This is a genomic window from Desulfofundulus salinus, assembly GCF_003627965.1.
GTDB classification, from domain to species: domain Bacteria; phylum Bacillota; class Desulfotomaculia; order Desulfotomaculales; family Desulfovirgulaceae; genus Desulfofundulus; species Desulfofundulus salinus.
On sequence record NZ_RBWE01000001.1, the window covers coordinates 1,729,005 to 1,748,560 of the forward strand.

Annotated in this window: 16 protein-coding genes; all 16 read left to right on the top strand. The window is 54.0% G+C overall.

Annotated features, from left to right (window positions below; all coding sequences use genetic code 11):
* Window positions 1-42: 42 nt before the first annotated feature.
* Window positions 43-996, top strand: a complete 954-nt coding sequence (locus D7024_RS15375; protein WP_121451464.1) for a methyl-accepting chemotaxis protein — start codon at window positions 43-45, stop codon at window positions 994-996.
* A gap of 185 nt (window positions 997-1,181) precedes the next feature.
* Window positions 1,182-2,975, top strand: a complete 1,794-nt coding sequence (locus D7024_RS08845) for a methyl-accepting chemotaxis protein (protein ID WP_121451465.1) — start codon at window positions 1,182-1,184, stop codon at window positions 2,973-2,975.
* A 247-nt stretch (window positions 2,976-3,222) separates the two neighbouring features.
* Window positions 3,223-4,374: a LysM peptidoglycan-binding domain-containing protein gene (locus D7024_RS08850; protein WP_121451466.1), complete on the top strand. Its 1,152-nt coding sequence runs from the start codon at window positions 3,223-3,225 to the stop codon at window positions 4,372-4,374.
* An 89-nt stretch (window positions 4,375-4,463) separates the two neighbouring features.
* Window positions 4,464-4,652, top strand: a complete 189-nt coding sequence (locus D7024_RS08855; RefSeq protein ID WP_072870099.1) for a ferredoxin — start codon at window positions 4,464-4,466, stop codon at window positions 4,650-4,652.
* Between the two features lie 305 nt (window positions 4,653-4,957).
* Window positions 4,958-6,157 (top strand): glycosyltransferase family 4 protein, encoded by a 1,200-nt coding sequence (locus D7024_RS08860; RefSeq protein WP_121451467.1) that lies wholly within the window; start codon window positions 4,958-4,960, stop codon window positions 6,155-6,157.
* Between the two features lie 37 nt (window positions 6,158-6,194).
* A complete protein-coding gene (locus D7024_RS08865; RefSeq protein ID WP_121451468.1) occupies window positions 6,195-8,456 on the top strand; it encodes a hypothetical protein in 2,262 nt (753 codons plus the stop codon).
* Between the two features lie 156 nt (window positions 8,457-8,612).
* Entirely contained in the window at window positions 8,613-9,005 is a 393-nt protein-coding gene (gene speD, locus D7024_RS08870; protein WP_121451469.1) for an adenosylmethionine decarboxylase, read from the top strand.
* A gap of 165 nt (window positions 9,006-9,170) precedes the next feature.
* Window positions 9,171-9,923: a polyprenyl synthetase family protein gene (locus D7024_RS08875; protein ID WP_121451470.1), complete on the top strand. Its 753-nt coding sequence runs from the start codon at window positions 9,171-9,173 to the stop codon at window positions 9,921-9,923.
* Between the two features lie 19 nt (window positions 9,924-9,942).
* Window positions 9,943-10,668, top strand: coding sequence for a demethylmenaquinone methyltransferase (locus D7024_RS08880; RefSeq protein WP_121451471.1), 726 nt, complete (start codon window positions 9,943-9,945; stop codon window positions 10,666-10,668).
* Between the two features lie 15 nt (window positions 10,669-10,683).
* Entirely contained in the window at window positions 10,684-12,120 is a 1,437-nt protein-coding gene (locus D7024_RS08885; RefSeq protein WP_121451472.1) for a menaquinone biosynthesis decarboxylase, read from the top strand.
* The gene (locus D7024_RS08890; protein ID WP_121451473.1) at window positions 12,110-12,988 is read left to right on the top strand and encodes a UbiA-like polyprenyltransferase; all 879 of its coding nucleotides are present in this window, start codon (window positions 12,110-12,112) and stop codon (window positions 12,986-12,988) included. Before D7024_RS08885 ends, D7024_RS08890 begins: the two co-directional genes overlap by 11 nt.
* Window positions 12,989-13,029: 41 nt before the next feature.
* Entirely contained in the window at window positions 13,030-14,136 is a 1,107-nt protein-coding gene (gene mqnE / locus D7024_RS08895) for an aminofutalosine synthase MqnE (RefSeq protein ID WP_121451474.1), read from the top strand.
* On the top strand, window positions 14,133-14,987 hold the full coding sequence (locus tag D7024_RS08900; protein WP_121451475.1) for a menaquinone biosynthetic enzyme MqnA/MqnD family protein: 855 nt from the start codon (window positions 14,133-14,135) through the stop codon (window positions 14,985-14,987). The genes mqnE and D7024_RS08900 overlap by 4 nt, the downstream gene beginning before the upstream one ends.
* On the top strand, window positions 14,975-16,042 hold the full coding sequence (gene mqnC, locus D7024_RS08905) for a cyclic dehypoxanthinyl futalosine synthase (protein WP_121451476.1): 1,068 nt from the start codon (window positions 14,975-14,977) through the stop codon (window positions 16,040-16,042). The genes D7024_RS08900 and mqnC overlap by 13 nt, the downstream gene beginning before the upstream one ends.
* A gap of 110 nt (window positions 16,043-16,152) precedes the next feature.
* On the top strand, window positions 16,153-17,580 hold the full coding sequence (gene selA / locus D7024_RS08910; RefSeq protein ID WP_207666914.1) for an L-seryl-tRNA(Sec) selenium transferase: 1,428 nt from the start codon (window positions 16,153-16,155) through the stop codon (window positions 17,578-17,580).
* A complete protein-coding gene (gene selB / locus D7024_RS08915) occupies window positions 17,577-19,505 on the top strand; it encodes a selenocysteine-specific translation elongation factor (RefSeq protein ID WP_121451477.1) in 1,929 nt (642 codons plus the stop codon). The genes selA and selB overlap by 4 nt, the downstream gene beginning before the upstream one ends.
* The last annotated feature ends 51 nt before the right edge of the window (window positions 19,506-19,556 follow it).

Consider the following 19,556-nt stretch of genomic DNA (forward strand, 5'->3'; position numbering starts at 1 on the left):
TGCTAATGAAAATTTAACTTAAAAAGGAAGGAGAATGCCATCATGATCCTGTCCCGATTGAACAATAAAAAAGCATGCCAGAAAAAAATAGAATCAACCCCTGCTGTGCCTCCGGAAGAATCATTATCAGTTTCCCAGGAAAAAACGGCTGTTGACCAGCCAGAGCAAGCAGAACGCGATCTGCTTGACTGTACCTTGGAGCTGGCCCCTTTTATCAAGGGGCTCCTGGGTGAAGAGGTGGGTATATACGTCTCGGACCTGGAACGGTATATATATTGCGATCCGGGGCGTGTAGGCCTTTCCCTAAAAGCAGGGGATATCGTCAAAGAAGGCAGCGTAACGGCTCTGGCTCTGCGCACCGGCCAAAGACAAGTCACACGGGTGGGAAAAGAGGTCTACGGCATACCATATATCGGTATTTCTTGTCCTATTACCGACGCCAAGACGGGTAAAATAGTCGGTGCTCTGAGCATGACCACTCCCATTACCCGCCAGGAAAATCTGGTAGCGGCGTCAAAAGAAATGGAAAACCAGGTCAACACCATTACCATGGCCATCACCAACCTTTCCGCTACCGCGGAAGAACTTGCAGCCACCACGGAAAACCTGAACAGTAACGCTCAGAATATCAGAAACGAGATTAAGAAAACCGATAATATTGTAGCCCTCATCCAGGAAATTGCCGAGCAGACCCACCTGCTGGGTTTGAACGCGGCCATTGAAGCAGCCCGGGTGGGTGACGCCGGGCGGGGTTTTAATGTGGTAGCCGGCGAAATACGCAAACTTTCCCAGGATACCCAACGTTCGGTTAAAGAAATCATGCAGACTTTACATGATATGCAGCAATCCATTATGGAGTTGACGCACTCAGTTGAGCAGATGTCTGCGGCAGCTCAACAGCAGGCGGCTTCCTCCCAGGAGATAAACGCCGCCGTCAACGAACTGGGTGCCGTGGCTGCGCAACTGAAAAAACTGGCCGATGAATTGGTCGTTTAAGTAGAGTTGATATAAGGCTCTTGACGCATGTATTTTTCTGTAAAGAAAAAGAATCCTTCTGGCCGGAGTTTTAACCTCTAAAATTTCGAACCAGTCAAATCAAGATTGCTTTTGACGCTCTGATAAATTTTCAAGCACCCTCCATGCCAACCTGAGAAAATACTATTGAAGGGATATGACATACAATGGCACGGAAAAACTGCTGGGAAGTATTAAAATGTAACGAAACCACGAAACAGACCTGTCCTGCCTTTAAAGAAAACCGCGGCACCGAGTGCTGGGAAGTAACGGGAACCCTGTGCCGTGGTGAAACCCAGGGAACCATGGCCGAAAAGATCGGCCAGTGCCGGAAGTGTAAATATTACACGTTTATTAACCGGATCCGTTTTGGTGTCGGTGCCAAACTGGCTTTTGGTTTCGGACTGATCCTGATGTTGCTGGTTTCCACCGCAACCGTGGCACTGATTAGCCTGAACCGGACGGAAACAATTTACCGGAATGTTTTAGACGGTACAATCCGCGCCACACTGGAGGCCGACCAGGCCATGATCCTGGCCCAGAAAGCGGCAATTGGAGCCCGGGGCTATGCCATTACTGGTGAGAGCCAGGAGAAGGTTAACTGCGAGCTATCTTTGGCTTTAGCCGAAAAGAAGCTGGCCGCCTTAGAGGCTTATATTGAAGGAGAGGATGTTACGGTTCTTTACCGGAACATGCGGGCGAAGTTTAACGAGGCAAAAGAGGCAATGCTGGGCTTAATCGCTCTTAAAAATAATAGCCTTGAACTGGCGGCTGCCGGAGCGAACAACCATGACGCCGAGGCAGCCGTCCAGGTGTGGGTAAAGCATCGTACGGGGAGTATCAACGCATTCCTTACAGCAACTGAGACTTTGGATAAACAGCTTCATCGCAAGGTACAGGCGGAAACCGATCGGTTAGAGGCTATCGTGGCCCGGGCCAGGAGTGCTGCTGTACTCCTGGTAGTCGTCGCCCTGCTGGTTGGTCTGACTTTTGCCACCTTCCTTACTCTAAGCATTAAACGTCCCCTTGCCCTTCTTGAAGCAAGGTCGGGAGAAATTGCGGCAGGGGATCTTACCGGAGAAAAACTGGTGGTGCGCAACCGGGACGAAACCGGTCGGCTGGCGACCGCCTTCAACGAAATGACGGAAGCCCTGCGGGACATGTTAAAACGCCTGGCGGTGGGTTCCAGTGAACTGGCTGATGTAGCCGGACAGGTAAATGCCAGCGCCCAGCAGGTGGCGGCCACTGCAGGGGAGACAACCACTACCATTAACCAGGTATCAGACGGTTCCCAAAGTGCCGCCAAAACGGTTCAGCAGGTGGCGGATATGGCCCGGAAGGTAGCAAATCATGCGGAAAAAGGGCTGGCGGCCGTGGAGCGGGCGGAGGATCAGATTCGTGTTGCCGAGGAGACGACAGAGAGAATTGGCACTATGGTCGGCCGGTTGGGAGAGGCTTCTGGTCGTATTTCCCAGATTGTTAATCTCATTACCGGCATTACCGATCAAACCAACTTACTGGCATTAAATGCGGCTATCGAAGCAGCCCGGGCCGGAAAACATGGCCGCGGCTTTGCCGTGGTGGCAGAGGAAGTGAGAAAGCTGGCCGGCCAGTCCGGCCAGGCTGCAACGGAAATCGGAGAGATCATCAAGGAAGTAGAGCATGAGATTCAGCAAGTGGTTACGGCCATGGATGCCGGCCGGCAGGAAACAGCCAAAAGCTTGACGGTGGTTTCCGAAGCAGGAAGCTTATTCCGGGAAATCACCCGCCAGATCGAAGAACTGGCTGAAAAGGTGCAGGATGCGGCCGCCAGCACCGAACAGATCAGCGCCAGTGTGGAAAATATTGCTGCAGCCAGCGAGGAACAAACGGCCACGGTCGAAGAACTCAGCGCTGCGGCGGCCAGTCTTAGTGAGCTGGCGGAATCTTTACGGGCCTTAGCGGGTCGCTACCGGTTCTAATAACAGGAATGAATACACTTTTGGGTTTTATTGTGCCGTGCCAGCAGGGTTTACTCAAAAAGTTAACCGGCTTACTGGCATCATCTCTGCAAGGCGGGTATGTCAATAGCCATGCTCGCCTTTATTTTTATGCCTTGAGTGCCACCCCGCGGGAACAAAGTATCACTACACCCTTCAGTAAAAATACCTGCTGGTCAACTGGCGCATACTTTGTGGGTGAGGAATTTTACTGAGGGGGCGAAGGACAATGGCTAATGGAAAGGATCCGCAGTGGAAAGCCCGGATTAACCGGGGACCGGTGCTGGTGGGGAGCGGGAGAATCATCAGCAACCAGGGGGACGTGGTGGCGACCACCGGGCGCCGCATAGCCGTTTTCGTACCCGAAAATAATATTTATCGCCTGCTGAGTACCATCGATGTACCGGCGGAAGTATTAAGCCTGGCAGTGGGAATGGGGAACTTTACGCCGGATCAGATTATTGCCGGCACTCTGGACCAGATCCTGACCTGGTCGGCCCGCGGGGAAACTATTATTTCCTTCTGGAGTACTCCGCCGGAACCCGAGGCCCGCTTCGTCAGTTTGGCCCTGGGAGACGTGAATGGGGACGGTCGGTTGGAAATCGTAGCCGCCGCCGAGGGCGCAGGTGCTTTTTATGTTTATGAACAGCCGGGAAGGCCAGAGGTGGAAATGAATCTCCAGCTGCTGGCCATCCGGTTGGTGCCCGGGGCACCGCAGAAAGTAACCGTAATCGAGCGAACCGGGATGTTACCCTTAATTGCAGTCGCTTTCCTGGAAGCAGGCAATTGGGGCATCGTTACTTTTTCCTATACGGAGAGGGGCTTTGTGGCCGGGCCCTTGCTGGAACGACTGCCCGCCGGCTTGACGGCCATGGCATCCGGGAGATTAACAGGTGCCCCCGGGGAGGATCTGGCCTGGGGTGGCGATGACGGGCGGGTCCGGATAGTGGCAGTGGGGGAAACCCTTTCTACCGTACTCACCACCGATGACCTGGGAAGCGCCATATCAGCCCTGGCCGTGGGGAGGTTGGCCGACCGGGAGGTGCTGGTAGCGGGAACCCCCGAAGGGCATATCTTTATCTACCCCGTGCCGGTGGTCTCCCCGTCACCCGAGCGGGCGATAACGGTAGAAGTTCCGGTTAATGATCTGGCTTTTACCGCTAACGGCCGCCTGGTGGTGGGCAGCCGGGAGGGACGGGTTCTGGTAACCTGGATGAGCGGTGGTTCTTCTTTTTTCCTGCACCGGGTACGCCCCGGGGAAACCCTTTGGGAGCTGGCCCGCCGTTATAATACATCGGTAGCGGAAATCATCCGGCTTAACGGGTTGACCAACCCTGATCGCATTTACCCGGGGGAACTTTTGCAAATTCCTTTACCGTAACACTCAAGCCTTCAAAAAAGCATAATTTTGCTATACCGGGACAAAGAATAATAGTGCTTCAGCAAAAACCAACAATGGAGGCGATAATCATGCGCGTTGAAGTGGACCAGGATCTCTGTATCAGCTGCGGCACCTGCGTGGACACTTGTCCTGAAGTATTTGACTGGAACGATGAAGATAAAGCTCATGCCATTGTAGACGAAGTACCCCCGGAGTTGGAAGATCAGGCGCATGAGGCCGTAGAAAGCTGCCCCACAAATGCCATCTCAGAGTATTAGGCTGTACCTCTACAAACTTGTTTGCTGACCGGCAGGTCAAGTTCAGTCAACCCGCTTAAGGCACGGCGTTTTCCCGCTCACTCATGTGCTTCGCGCCGACAGCACCACGGCTTGCTTCGGGATTAAACCCCAAAGGCCCTGTTGCAAAGCACGGTTTAAAAAAACCGTGCTTTTGATCTGCAGGAGGTAAATTCCCTTGCCGTAGCGAATAAAAAAGAACGGGGGGGAATAATACTGGTGAATGCTGGTAAAGTAAATGGTAAAAGTCTGGCCGTTTGAAAAATTGTACCTAGGGGAGAAGAAGCGTGTCCAAATTTAAGGTACTGCATGTTATTCGCCCGGCCAGGGGCGGCATGAAAAATCACCTGCTTTCCCTTTTGTCTCTGGGAGATAAAAAATTTTTTGAGCCTGTTGTAGCCTGCCCGCCTGGAAATATGGCCCAGGAAATTGCAGACCTGGGGATAAAGGTAGTTCCCATACCTCTTGCGGGTGAACTTTCTCCCCGCTCTGATTGGCATGTTTTGCGCATCCTGGTGGATACCCTGATGGCTGAGAAAATCACCATTATGCATGCCCACAGCTCCAAAGCAGGGCTGGTGGCACGGGTGGCCGCAAAGGTAGCTCGCACTCCAGTTGTCTTTATGACGGCTCACAACTCCATTTTCTATGAATTCTGGCCGTCCTGGAAAAAAACCGCCTTTGCCTTTGGGGAGCGACTCCTGGCCCGCTACACCCACCGCATTTTAACCGTGTCGGAAGCCCTGAGGCAGGAGCTTTTAATAAAAGAAGGACTGCACCCGGACCGGGTGGTTACCATACATAACGGCATAGATCCGGCTCCCTTCCGCCGGGAGGTTGACAGGCGGGCGGTACTGCGTTCCCTTGGTCTGCCCCCCCTCGGCCAGCTGGTGGGTACCATCGCCCGCCTGGCCCCACAAAAAGGGGTGTCTTACTTCCTTCAAGCCGCGGCCATTCTTTGCCGGGACCACCAGGTGAATTTCGTGGTCGTAGGGGATGGCCCTTTACGCGAGGTCCTGGAGGAGGAGGGCAGGGCCCTGGGGCTTAGCGGACGGCTTTTTTTCACCGGGGAGCAACGGGATATTCCCCAAATCTTAGCCGTGATGGATGTTTTTGTCCTGCCCTCCATCACTGAAGGTTTACCCCTGACCATCCTTGAGGCCATGGCCGCGGGAAAACCGGTGGTAGCTACCCGGGTGGGCGGATTGCCGGAAGTGGTGGTAGACGGAGAAACCGGCTTTTTGGTACCGCCCCGGGATCCCCAGGCCCTTGCCCGGACCCTGGCCCAGTTGCTTTTGGAACGGCAGAAGGCGGAAGAAATGGGCCAGAAGGGAAGGCAAAGGGTTATGCAGCACTTTACCGTGGAAGCCATGGTGCGTAAAATTGAGGAGGAGTATAAAATTGCGCTCTTGAGCCGGGGTTTTTTACCTGCCCGGTCCGTAAACATAACAGGTGAGAAAAAGCCTTCAGAAATTAATCAATGCTAACAACAGATAAAACATCGAGTAAAAGGTGACGAAAACTATGAAAACCAGGCGGTCAATCATTATTACCGCCCTCATCTTTTTCATGGCCCTTTTCCAGGCCCCCCTGCAGGCTGGCTCTGAACCGGCACTGCAAGCCGCCTTGCCGTCGAAAGGTAAACAAGGTAAACCCTTTATGCCTGCACCCCGTGGGGGCAGGGTAGTCATGGTTGTTGTGGATCGGTTGGGCCTGTCCGATTTAAAGCATTTGCCCCATCTGCAAAAGTTGCAGCAACAGGGTGCATTGGGACTGATGAACGGCAATACGGCAGGGGCCTTAACCCCGGAAAACACCTATGCTACCATTGGAGCCGGGGCGCATGTTACTGCTAACGGCACGGCTGCTCTGGGCTTCAACGCCCGGGAGAAATTAGAAAGGGGTACCGCCGGCGAGGAGTTTTACCGGCGCACGGGCATGGTTGTGGAACCCGACGCGTTGGTCCAGGTAGGTATTGTGCGCATTCACAAACAAAACCAGCAACTGCCCTATCCAGCCATACCGGGCGCTTTGGGCTCTGCTCTGCATAAAGCGGGCTTGAAAACCGCCGTTTTAGGAAATGCCGACGTTCCCCAGGGGCTGCGGCGGCAGGCACTGAGCATAGCCATGGATGAAGGCGGCGTGGTAGATTACGGCAATGTAGGTACGGCGATGCTGGCCAGTGATCCCTCCTTCCCGGGGGGGCTACGTACCGATTACGAAAAGCTGTTGCACGCTTTTGACCGGCTACCACCGGAGGTATCTCTGGCTGTTCTTGAACTGGGGGATCTCTCGCGGCTGGATGAAATGCGCGGCGATGTTTTGGATAAAGTGATGGACAAACAGCGCCGGTTAACTTTAGAAAGGGTGGATCAATTTATCGGGAAACTGGCTTCGCGGCTTGATCCGCACCGGGACCTGTTGCTTATCGTTTCCCCCACACCCGGGAAAGGCATTTCGGGCGGTTCAAATTACCTGACTCCCATCATGGCCGTTGGGGCGGGGGTTACTCCCGGTATGCTATCTTCTCCCACCACCAAAAGGGCCGGTGTGGTGATGAACACCGACATTGCCCCAACAGTTTTGCACTTTCTAAGAATAGGGGTACCCGGGGAAATGACCGGCCAGCCCATGCGGGTAACGGCTCCCGAAAAGGGTCAAATCGGGCTTTTGGAGCGTATGCTAAACCAGCTCAGTCTTACGTACAATATCCGCCCGAACATACAAAAGGGGTATATCTTTTATCAGCTCATTCTGCTTTTGGTATCCCTTTACTGCATTTTTTGGCGGCGCACCAGGTTGGGCCAGGTGCTGGAACCCTTTTTGCTCTCGGTTATGGTGGTACCCCTGGTCTATTTGCTGCTGCCTTTACTGCCCCAGCCGACGGCCGGGGTGGTTGTTCTAGAAATGGTAACGTTAACCGTTCTTATTACTCTGTTAACGGTTTTTATGCATCGCAGGTGGCATCTGGATCCCTTTATCTTTCTTTGCTTTGCCAATGGCGGAATGATTTTACTGGATGCCGTACTGGGAGGATCCCTGCAAAAAACAGCCATTATGGGATACGACCCCATTGTTGGCGCCCGCTTTTACGGTATTGGCAATGAATACATGGGTATTCTCATCGGTTCAATGATCATAGGCTCTACAACCCTGCTAACCCGTTTACCCCACCGGCGGAAACCCCTGTTGCTCTTTACCGGGGTACTTTACCTGGTCACCATTTATATCCTGGCCGCCCCGCAACTGGGTACCAATGTGGGGGGGACCATAGCCGCAACCGGTGCGCTCTTTACTACCTTTTTACTGCTCACAGGCCGGTCCCTGACCATTCACAACGTTATCCGGATTGGCCTGGGTTTGGTGGCCGTGCTGGTGGCCTTTATGATTTACGATCTCCATCGCCCGCCCTGGCTGCAGTCCCACATCGGACGTAACACGGCCCTGGTATTACAGGGCGGTTGGCCGGTAGTGCTGGATATTATCCAGCGCAAGTCGGAGTTGAACATCAAACTGGTCCGCTACACCATCTGGAGCCGCATTTTCCTGGCCAGCCTGGGCAGCCTGGTGCTGCTCTTTCACCGGCCGGTAGGCGTGATGGCGGCCATCAGGAGCAAATATCCCGACCTCTTTCGAGGCTTTGTTGGCGTTACGACGGCCAGTATCCTGGCCCTGATTTTTAATGATTCGGGTATAGTGGCCGCAGCCACCACCATGGTTTTTGGCGCCCCGCCCATGGTTTATCTGGTACTCAAAGAGATTGGTGAAGAAACACCAAAAATGTAAAAGAACCCTATTAGGACCTTTAAAATTTTATTTGACAACCACAAATCTTATGCTACAATTGAACTTGATTGGAATTGGCCAATCCTGACAAATGTCGAGTTTGTCAGGTGGCTTGATTCCAATAATATTTTGGGTCAAAGGGGGAAGATAACTAAGATGAAACACTTGGGCCGCCATGTCTTGGCTGAAATTTATGGCTGCGAATTCGACATCCTCAACGACATCGAAAAAGTGGAAGAAATCATGGTTAATGCAGCCCTCGAAGCAGGAGCGGAAGTACGAGAATGCGTGTTCCATAAATTCAGCCCGCAGGGAGTCAGCGGCGTGGTGGTTATCTCCGAGTCCCACCTGGCCATCCATACCTGGCCGGAGCTGGGTTATGCAGCGGTTGATGTGTTTACCTGTGGTGATAAGGTCGATCCCTGGGATGCCTGCAACTACCTGACCAGCCAATTTCGTGCCAAGCACATGTCGGCCAGAGAAACCAAACGCGGTATCTTTCCCGTGGCTGAACAAGTGGCTGAGCAACAGGTAGCTGTCAATCTTTAGGAGGGGGATTTTTATTAGTACCCGGCTAACCAAGGGCTAGTGAGCCTTGCGATCTGAAAAAAGATTGCAGGGCTCACTGCATTTTTCGGCCATTTTTCACACCGGGAAGGAAATTTTTTAGCCGTAACGAATTAATACTAAGTTAGGGTAAAAAGGAGGTCTAAAATGTTCGACCGGGTACTCGCCCCCATTAAATCAGAACTTCAGCAAGCGCAAAACATACTGGCCAAATCCTATCAGATCCGGGCCGGGCACCTTGGCAGGTTTGCCCGTTTGGTACCCGGCAGTTTTCATGACATCATCCGCCCCGCCCTGGTACTGTTGTCGGCCAGGATTTTTGCGCCTCTAAACTCCCAGGCCGTTGCCCTGGCAGCCGTCATACAGTTCATTTACCTGGCTGCCCGCATACACCGTAATGTCCGGGAGTGCCCCGGACCGGGGGACCCGACAGACGGCTACCAGTTTCCGGTGCTGGTTGGAGACTACTTTTACAGCCGGTTTTTTACATGCCTGTGCGACTACGGTGTGGTGAAGTACTTAAAACCCCTTTCTGGAATAATCTGTGAAATGAGTGAGGGCGGTATCCTGCGTGTCAAAAGTGAAGATGGGCCGCCAAATGCGGATGTGCTCAAACAAATTGTCTACAAGGAAACGGCCATCCTTTTTGGCGGCGGCTGCCGGCTGGCTGGCCACCTGGCCGGTGCGTCGGAACGGGAACAAAAAGCGCTGGACAGGCTGGGAACAAGCTTTGGTATGGCCGTGGGACTAAGCGAATATGCCCAGGAAACCAACGGCTACCTTGAGGAAGCCCTCCTGGCTCTGACTGGTCTTCCCCCAGGGGAAAGTCGCGATATTTTAGAACAATTAATCCTGCTTTTCCAAAAACAAAACGCGGGACTGGCCGTCCAGGTAGGATAAGCAAAAAGGAGCAAGATTAATGGTCCACATTCCATCACCCTATCGCAGCAAAGAAGAATATGTACATGCCATCTTTTCTTCCATTGCCCACCGCTACGACCTTTTGAACACCGCTTTGAGCTTTAACCGGGACAAGTACTGGCGCCGTTTCGCCGCCGCCCAGACCGGCCTGCAGCCGGGAGGCTACGGCCTGGATGTCTGCTGCGGGACGGGGATGCTCACCATCGAGCAGGCGCGCCTGGCCGGACCCCGGGGCCGGGTGGTAGGGCTGGATTTTTGTGAAAACATGCTGGCAAAGGCCAGGGAAAACGTTAAAAAAACTCCCTTTTCCGAACAAATCCAGTTTGTGCAGGGAAATGCCATTAATTTGCCCTTCCCGGATAATACCTTTGACTGTGCCACTATTGGCTTCGCCCTGCGCAATGTACCGGATATCCGCAAAACCATAAGTGAAATGGCGCGGGTGGTCCGGCCAGGGGGCAAAGTAGTATCCCTGGAATTGTCCAAACCCAGCGCCCCCCTTTTCAAGCAGCTCTATTACTTTTATTTCAATCACCTGGTACCCCTTCTAGGACGTCTGGGAATCGGCTTCGATGGCCCGTACAGCTACCTGCCCAATTCCTTAAAGGATTTTCCCCATCAACGGGAAATCAAAGAGCTCTTTCGTGATGTGGGCCTGGCAGATGCCCGCTACTACGAACTTACCGGGGGAATTGTTACCGTACACGTGGGTACCGTGGTTTAAGGCGGAGGTAGTGTCATGGCTTATAAAGATTTGCGGGCCTTCCTTTCTGTACTGGAAAGGAGGGGGATGTTAAAAAGAATCACCACGGAAGTGGATGTGGAACTGGAAATAACCGAGATTACAGACCGGGTTTGCAAAGCCGGCGGGCCGGCATTGCTTTTTGAAAATGTGCGGGGTTACGATATGCCCGTGTTGACCAATGCCTTTGGTTCCCTGGAACGGATGTGTCTGGCCCTGGAGGTAGAAAACCTGGATCAGATTGGAGAAGAATTAATTAGTATTTTGCAACCTGCCGAACTGCCTGTAACTTTCATAGATAAGCTAAAAGCCATACCGAAGCTGGCCCAGTTGTCCTCGTTTATACCCAAAATAGTGAAGACCGGTCCCTGCAAGGAAGTAATTATCCGGGATAACCCTTCCTTGAAAGAACTGCCCGTGCTCAAATGCTGGCCCCGGGATGGAGGGCCATTTATCACCCTGCCCCTGGTCTTCACCCGGGACCCTCTTACGGGACGGCGCAATGTAGGTATGTACCGCATGCAGGTTTTCGACGAACGTACCACGGGTATGCACTGGCACATCCATAAGGGAGGGGCAGAACATGTGCGAAACTATGATGGGCCCATGCCCGTAGCAGTGGCCATTGGTGCCGACCCGGCTGTTATTTATGCGGCGACGGCCCCTCTGCCTTCCGGAATCGACGAAATGCTCTTTGCCGGTTTTTTACGCAAGGAACCGGTGGAACTGGTACGCTGTGAAACGGTGGACCTGGAGGTTCCGGCCAATGCCGAAATCATCCTGGAAGGTTACGTGGACCCGCGGGAAACCCGCCTGGAGGGACCCTTTGGTGACCACACGGGCTATTATTCTCTGCCGGATCATTACCCGGTTTTCCATTTGACCTGTATTACCCGGCGTAAAAACCCCATTTACACCGCGACCATTGTGGGCAAACCACCAATGGAAGACGCCTATCTCGGTAAGGCCACCGAGCGCATCTTTTTGCCCCTGATGCGGCTGCAGCTACCGGAAATTGTGGACATAAATATGCCCTTTGAGGGAGTATTTCATAACTGTGTTATTGTATCAATTAAAAAACATTACCCGGGGCAGGCCAAAAAGGTAATGTGCGCCCTGTGGGGTATGGGGCTGATGATGCTGGCCAAGCTGATTATTGTGGTGGATGAAAATGTGGATGTACAAAACCTTTCCGAAGTAATGTGGAGGGTATTCAATAATGTCGACCCGCGCCGGGATGTCCTGATGGTGGACGGCCCCCTGGACGCCCTGGATCATTCGTCGCCCTTACCCCATTACGGCAGTAAAATGGGCATTGACGCCACCCGGAAAGGTCCCGGAGAAGGACATATGAGGGAATGGCCCCCGGATATAGAGATGAGCGCAGACATCAAGGAACTTGTAGACAGGAAGTGGGAGAGCTATGGTTTATAGGGTAGTGCACAAGACACGCATTGTCCTGGAAATGATTAAATTTGAACATACCGTTTTTGCCCTGCCCTTTGCTTATGTGGGTGCGCTCCTGGTACAAAAACAAATACCCAGCCTGCACGACCTGCTCTGGATTACTCTGGCCATGGTGGGGGCCCGCACTGCCGCCATGTCTCTCAACCGGTTAATTGACCGGCATATTGATGCGCTAAATCCCCGTACAGCCAACCGGGCTCTGCCCCGGGGCTTGGTTAACGTAAAGGAAGTATGGCTTTTAGTCATCCTTTCCTTTGCCCTGTTGTTTCTGTCGGCCTACCAGTTGAGCCCTCTGGCCTTTAAGCTGTTTCCGGTTGCAGTGGCGGTCCTCTCCTTTTATTCTTTTACCAAGCGTTTTTCCTGGGCCTGCCATCTTTTTTTGGGTCTGGCCCTGGGGCTGGCCCCGGTGGGTGCCTGGATTGCCATTGCCAATCGTTTTGATCTGGCCCCTGTACTCATCGGGTTGGGGGTTCTTTTCTGGGTGGCAGGTTTTGATATTATTTATGCCTGCGATGACTATGACTTTGACCGTAAATACGGTATTTACTCCATTCCGGCCCGTTTTGGCCTGGAACGGGCATTACTAATTTCAACCTTTTTTCACATTGTCGCACCGATATTTTTCATCTCCGTGGCTTTTATCTTAAACCTGGGAATATTTTACCTGGCGGGTGTGCTGATTGCCGTGGTCCTTTTATTCAAACAGCATACCCTGGTTTCACCCCAAGACCTTTCCCGTGCTGGAGTGGCTTTCTTCAATCTTAACGGGACTTTAAGCGTAGTAATGTTTATCTTTACCCTTTTAGACGTGCTCTTTCCCCTGCACCTTTTTTAGTTAGGGAAGGCACTTAAAAAAATCTAAGGGAGAAGGAGATTATGGACAAATTTTTTGTTTTTGAAGAATTAAGGGACATCGCCGAAAAAGTGCAGGCGGGAGAACGCCTGAGCTTTGAAGACGGGGTGCGTTTATTTAAATCCGGGGATCTTTTAACCATTGGTTACCTGGCCGACCAGGTCCGCCAGCGGAAAAACGGCAACCGCGCGTACTTCATTGTCAACCGGCATATCAACCATACGAATATTTGCATCAATCGCTGCCCCCTATGTGCCTTCGGGCGGGATCCCGGCGACCGGGGAGCCTATACCATGACCCTTGATGAAATTGAAACCCGGGCGCTGGAATGCCGGGGACAGGGTGTATCGGAAATTCATATTGTAGGCGGATTAAATGATTCGCTGGACCTGGAATACTATCTGGAAATGCTGCGCCGGGTGCGCCGGGCCCTGCCGGGAACGATAATTCAGGGCTTTACGGCCGTAGAGGTAGATTACCTGGCCCGGAGCAACGGACTCTCCATTAAAAAAACCCTGGAACTGCTAAAAGACGCCGGACTGGACTCCTTACCAGGCGGAGGGGCGGAAATATTTGCCCCACGGGTGCGGGAGCGGATCTGCCCTCGCAAAATCAGCGGCGACCGCTGGCTGGAAGTGCACGAAACGGCCCATCGCCTGGGCATGCGGACCAACGCTACTATGCTTTACGGCCATATTGAAACCATTGAAGAACGGGTAGAACATTTAATCAGGCTGCGGGAATTACAGGATCGCACTGGCGGTTTTCTGGCCTTTATCCCCCTGGCATTCCATCCCAAAAACACCGGGCTGGAATCCCTGGGACTGGCCGGCACTACCGGTTACGAGGATTTAAAAGTGCTGGCTATTGCCCGTCTGATGCTGGATAACTTCGATCACATCAAAGCCTTTTGGATTATGATTGGCCCTAAACTGGCTCAGGTAGCCCTTTCCTTCGGGGTGGACGATCTGGACGGCACGGTGGTGGAGGAAAAAATTGCCCACGACGCGGGTGCTGAAACGGACCAGTACATGCCCAAGCAAAAACTCATTAAAATGATCCGGGCAGCAGGGCGAATACCGGTAGAACGGGATACCCTGTATAATGTACTCTGGGAGGGGTTGCAGTGACCAGGTTGCGCCTGGGGCAGGTAGAATACCTGAACTGTCTGCCGGTCTACCATGCCCTGGAGGAGGGGTTACTTCCATTGGACGGGGAACTGGTAAAGGGACCCCCTACCAGGTTAAACCGCATGTTTTTCGAGGGAAATCTCCACTGCACCCCTCTTTCGTCCATTGAATACGCCCGCCACGCCGGGGATTGTTTCATTTTACCCCGCCTATCCATAGCCAGCGACGGCAGAGTGGCCAGCGTCCTTTTCTTTAGCTATCTCCCGGTTACCGAACTGGAGGGGAAAAAGGTTTGCGTAACCACGGCCTCGGCTACCTCCGTGGTTTTACTACGCATCCTCTTTGAACATTACTACCACGTGGAGGTAGAACTCTACCCCGTGAAAGCGGATTTAAAGACCATGCTGGAAATGGGAGACGGGGCGCTGCTCATTGGTGACGACGCCATGCTGGCCCACCAGCAGGTAATCCGGGAAAATATGCCGGTGTTCATCACCGACCTGGGCCAGGCCTGGAAAGACTTCACTGGGGAAAAGATGGTTTATGCCCTGTGGGTAATCAGGCGGGAATTTGCCGAAACCTACCCCCAGGAAACTACCACCCTGGCCAAACTGCTCTACCACTCCCGGGAAATAGGTATGGGGAATTTGCCCGCGCTTATTAAAAAAGCACACCGGCGCACCGAACTGCCCTTGCCGGTACTGGAAGATTATTTTCACATCATCCGTTACGACTTTGACGGGGACTACCGCCGGGCATTGCTCACTTTTTATGACTATGCCTACAAGAGCGGCATCATCGAAGAAAGGGTCAGGCTTTTAGTCTGGGGTGAAGACAAGTGCCAGAGGTAACGGCTCTGCTGGAGAAAGCCGTAGCGGGAGAAAGGCTCTCCCTGGAAGAAGGGGTGGAAATCCTCAAAAAGGCCGACCTTTTGGCCCTGGCCAGGGCAGCCGACCAGGTACGTCGTAGATTGCACCCGGAAAACCGGGTGACTTTTATCATTGACCGCAACATTAATTATACCAACGTATGCCAGTGTCGCTGCCGTTTTTGTGCCTTTTATCGCCATCCGAAAGATCCCGATGCCTATGTAATTACTAAGGAAGAACTTTTTCAGAAGATCGAGGAAACCATCCGGGCGGGAGGCACTGAACTGCTCATCCAGGGGGGTCTGCACCCCGATTTGGGCCTGGACTACTACCTGGACATGCTGCGCTCCATAAAGGAACGTTTCAATATCCATATTCACTCCTTTTCGCCGCCGGAGATAGTACACATGGCCAGGAAATCCGGCCTGCCGGTAAAGGAGGTACTGGCCCGGTTGAAAGAAGCCGGCCTGGACTCCCTGCCCGGGGGAGGGGCGGAGATACTGGTGGACCGCGTCCGCCGGATTATCAGCCCGTACAAGGTTTCCTGGGCCGAATGGATGGAGGTAATGCGCTCCGCCCACAGCCTGGGGATGAAAAGCACCGCCACCATGATGTTCGGTCATGTGGAAACTCCGGAAGAACGGGTGCTGCACATGGTGCGGGTGCGCGAGCTTCAGGACGAAACCCGGGGGTTTACCGCCTTTATCCCCTGGAGCTTCCAGCCCCAAAATACCGAGTTGGGGGGAGAAACGGCTACCGGGGTGGATTATCTGCGCACCCTGGCCATAGCCAGGCTGATGCTGGATAACGTGCCAAACCTCCAGGTTTCGTGGGTCACCCAGGGAGCCAAAATAGCCCAGATAGCCCTCTTCTTTGGAGCCAATGATTTCGGCAGCACCATGCTGGAGGAAAATGTGGTCCGGGCAGCGGGAGTGAACTACCGGGTGCCGCTGCCGGAAATAATCCGCTGCATCAGGGAGGCGGGATTCATCCCGGCCCAGCGCACCACTTTTTATGAGATCATCCGGGAATATTGATGGGTGAAGCGGGGCAGAGCAAACCGACCGGGTATGCCCCGCGCACTTGCTTTGAACGACGTGCTTGCCCTATAATGTTGGGGATAATGGTAGCGGAGGCAATACAGATCATGGCCAATAGGGAAGCTTTACGTAAACTACCGGCAGTGGACGAAGTATTGCGTTCACCAGAAATGGCCGCCCTGCTGGCGGAAAAGCCCCGCAACCTGGTGGTAGAAACGGTCCGGCAAGTTTTGGATCGCTGGCGCCAGGCCTTTTTAGCGGATGGGGCAGAGGATGAGATGGGGCGCGTAGAAATTACCACCCGGGTAGTAAGGGAAGTAATCCGGGAAACCGCCCGCCGCTCCCGGCCAAATTTGCGCCGGGTGATCAATGCTACGGGAGTAGTACTGCATACAAACCTGGGCCGGGCCGTACTGGCTCCTGCCGCCCGGGCCGCGGTAGAGATGGTAGCTTCCGGCTATTGCAACCTGGAACTGGATCTCCAGAGTGGTCGCCGGGGCTCCCGTTATGCTCCCCTGGAAGGGTTGCTGACCAGTCTAACCGGGGCGGAGGCAGCCATGGTGGTAAATAACAATGCCGCCGCCGTTTTGCTCGCCCTGAGCACCCTGGCCCGGGGCCGGGAGGTTATTGTCTCCCGGGGTCAGCTGGTAGAAATTGGTGGGTCATTTCGCATTCCCGAAGTGATGGCCCAAAGCGGAGCCACCCTGGTGGAAGTAGGAGCAACCAACAAGACCTATCCTCATGATTACCGCCGGGCCATTACCGACCGGACCGCTCTTCTCTTGCATGTTCATACCAGCAACTACCGCCTGGTAGGTTTCGTACGGGAAATTACCGTTAACGAGCTGGTCATGCTGGGCAAAGAATATGGTTTGCCGGTAATGAGCGACCTGGGCAGTGGTTTTCTGGTTGATCTAAGCCACTTTGGACTCCCTGCAGAACCAACGGTACAGGAGGTCGTGGCCTCTGGCGCCGATGTGGTCACCTTTTCCGGCGACAAGCTTTTAGGTGGCCCCCAGGCGGGCATTATCGTGGGCCGGCGAGAGTACATCGAAAAGATGAAGAAAAATCCCCTGACCCGGGCCATACGCATTGACAAGTTTACCGTCGCCGCCCTGGAAGCCACCCTACGGGTCTACCTCGAGCCCGACCGGGCCCTTGTCCACATCCCTACCCTACGCATGCTCACCGTAGACATAACAGAGCTGGAAGAACGGGCCCGGAAACTGGCGGAGCAATTGCGCCAGATGGTCGGGGAACTGGCCGTCATTGAGGTAGAGCCTGCCATTTCCCGGGTGGGGGGAGGGGCCATGCCTACGGCTGACCTGCCTTCCATGGCCGTAACAGTACAACCCCGGCAAACGGATAGCGAGAATCTGGCCAGGATATTGCGGGCCGGGGAACCGGCGGTCATGGGCCGGGTACAGGATGACCGGTTGATCCTGGACGTCCGCACCGTTTTACCTGGAGAAGAGGAGATTCTGGTTCAAGCCATCACAGCAGCACTTCAACCCGGGGAGGAGGTCGAAAGGTGACCCATTTGATCATCGGGACCGCCGGCCATGTGGATCACGGTAAAACCATGCTGGTAAAGGCCCTTACCGGAGTGGATACGGATCGGTTAAAGGAAGAGAAGGAACGGGGTATCTCCATTGAACTGGGCTTTGCTTCCTTAACCTTACCCAGCGGCCGGCAGGCCGGCATTGTAGATGTCCCAGGCCATGAGCGTTTTATCAAAAACATGCTGGCCGGTGTAGGCGGTATTGACCTGGTGCTCCTGGTTATTGCCGCCGATGAAGGAATCATGCCCCAAACAAAAGAGCATATGGATATCATCCAACTCCTGCAAATAGCACGGGGAGTAGTGGTGCTGAGCAAAGTGGACCTGGTGGACCGGGAATGGCTGGACCTGGTGCGGGAAGAGGTGGTTGAGTTCCTCAAGGGTACCATCCTCGAAGGTGCACCGGTGGTGGAGGTTTCCAGTGTTACCGGCCAGGGGCTGGACGAGCTTTTACGCACCATTGATCTGGTAGCGCAGGAGGTCAAGGAAAAACCGGCTACCGGTTACGTACGCCTCCCTGTTGACCGGGTTTTTTCGATCACCGGTTTTGGCACCGTAGCCACCGGTACTCTGTGGAGCGGCATACTGCGCACCGGGGACGCGCTGGAAATCATGCCCCGCAAAATAGCCGCCCGTGTACGCACGCTGCAGGTGCACGGACGGAAGGTGGAAGAAGCCCGGGCCGGACAGCGGGTAGCGGTAAACCTGACCGGAGTTGAAGTCGAGGAGGTGCCCCGGGGCAGTGTCCTGGCCACTCCCGGCAGCCTTACCCCCTCCTACCGCCTGGATGCTCGCTTTGTGCTTCTGGGAACGGCCAGGCCCTTGAAAAACAGGAGCCGGGTGCGCCTGCACCTGGGAACGGCCGAAATTATGTGCCGGGTAATCCTCCTGGACCGGGATGAACTGACTCCGCATGAGACGGCCCTGGCCCAGCTGGAGCTGGAGGAACCCGCGGTGGCCGTGCGGGGGGACCGGTTTGTCGTCCGTTCCTATTCCCCGGTACGCACCATTGGTGGCGGTAAGATCATTGACCCTGTAGCGCCTAAACACCGGCGACTGCGCCGGGAAGTAATCGAAAGCCTCTTAACCCGGGAAAAGGGTACACCTGAAGAACTCCTGCTTCAGCAACTCAATAGCCACCGGACTATCCTCACGGCAGAAGAACTGGTTAGGGCCAGCGGACTGGATGAGAACACGGTAAAGGATACCCTGCACTCCCTGGTGGAAAAAAAGCAGGTTCGCTCCATACCTTTAGAAAACCAGGTTTATTATCTTCTTCAGGAAGTCTATCTGCAGTGGGCGGAAAATATGCGCTTGATGCTGCAAGAATACCATCGGGACTTCCCGCTGCGGGAGGGTTTCCCCAAAGAAGAAATGCGTTCCCGCCTGTTTGCGGGGTTGAACAGCAAGCAGTTTCAGTCTCTTCTCCAGGTTATGGAAGAGGATGGTCTGGTGAAGCTTTACGCCCAGGAAGTAGCCCTGACCGAATTTACCCCGAAGCCCAACCCCAAACAGGAACAGCAAATACAGCAGCTGCTCGAGATTTACAGGGAGGGGAATTGCCAGCCACCTGCCTGGGGTGAGGCAACCCGCCGGGTAGGGCTGGAAAGCCATACTGCCCAGGAGATTTTGCAATACCTGCTCAAGAAATGTATGCTGGTGCGGGTGGCCGACGATCTGTACTTTCACCCGGCCTGTGTGGACAGAGCCCGGCAGGCACTGGTTGACTATTTGCGGGAAAAGGGGGAAATCACGGTGGGGGAAACCCGGGATTTACTGCAAACGTCCCGGAAATACGCGCTGCCCCTCTTAGAGTATTTTGACCGGGAAAAAACTACCCGGCGGGTGGAGGACAAGCGGGTTCTTACCCGGGCGGAAAAACAAAAAAACCGGTCATAACCGTCAATACGGTTACAGCCGGCCATCCACCCTGGCCCCTTTTTTGGGAAA

What these genes read in the sequence shown, in the direction of transcription:
- D7024_RS15375 (WP_121451464.1), top strand. Translation starts at nt 43, where the DNA reads ATGATCCTGTCCCGATTGAACAATAAAAAAGCATGCCAGAAAAAAATA.
- D7024_RS08845 (WP_121451465.1), top strand. Translation starts at nt 1,182, where the DNA reads ATGGCACGGAAAAACTGCTGGGAAGTATTAAAATGTAACGAAACCACG.
- D7024_RS08850 (WP_121451466.1), top strand. Translation starts at nt 3,223, where the DNA reads ATGGCTAATGGAAAGGATCCGCAGTGGAAAGCCCGGATTAACCGGGGA.
- D7024_RS08855 (WP_072870099.1), top strand. Translation starts at nt 4,464, where the DNA reads ATGCGCGTTGAAGTGGACCAGGATCTCTGTATCAGCTGCGGCACCTGC.
- D7024_RS08865 (WP_121451468.1), top strand. Translation starts at nt 6,195, where the DNA reads ATGAAAACCAGGCGGTCAATCATTATTACCGCCCTCATCTTTTTCATG.
- speD (WP_121451469.1), top strand. Translation starts at nt 8,613, where the DNA reads ATGAAACACTTGGGCCGCCATGTCTTGGCTGAAATTTATGGCTGCGAA.
- D7024_RS08875 (WP_121451470.1), top strand. Translation starts at nt 9,171, where the DNA reads ATGTTCGACCGGGTACTCGCCCCCATTAAATCAGAACTTCAGCAAGCG.
- D7024_RS08880 (WP_121451471.1), top strand. Translation starts at nt 9,943, where the DNA reads ATGGTCCACATTCCATCACCCTATCGCAGCAAAGAAGAATATGTACAT.
- D7024_RS08885 (WP_121451472.1), top strand. Translation starts at nt 10,684, where the DNA reads ATGGCTTATAAAGATTTGCGGGCCTTCCTTTCTGTACTGGAAAGGAGG.
- D7024_RS08890 (WP_121451473.1), top strand. Translation starts at nt 12,110, where the DNA reads ATGGTTTATAGGGTAGTGCACAAGACACGCATTGTCCTGGAAATGATT.
- mqnE (WP_121451474.1), top strand. Translation starts at nt 13,030, where the DNA reads ATGGACAAATTTTTTGTTTTTGAAGAATTAAGGGACATCGCCGAAAAA.
- selA (WP_207666914.1), top strand. Translation starts at nt 16,153, where the DNA reads ATGGCCAATAGGGAAGCTTTACGTAAACTACCGGCAGTGGACGAAGTA.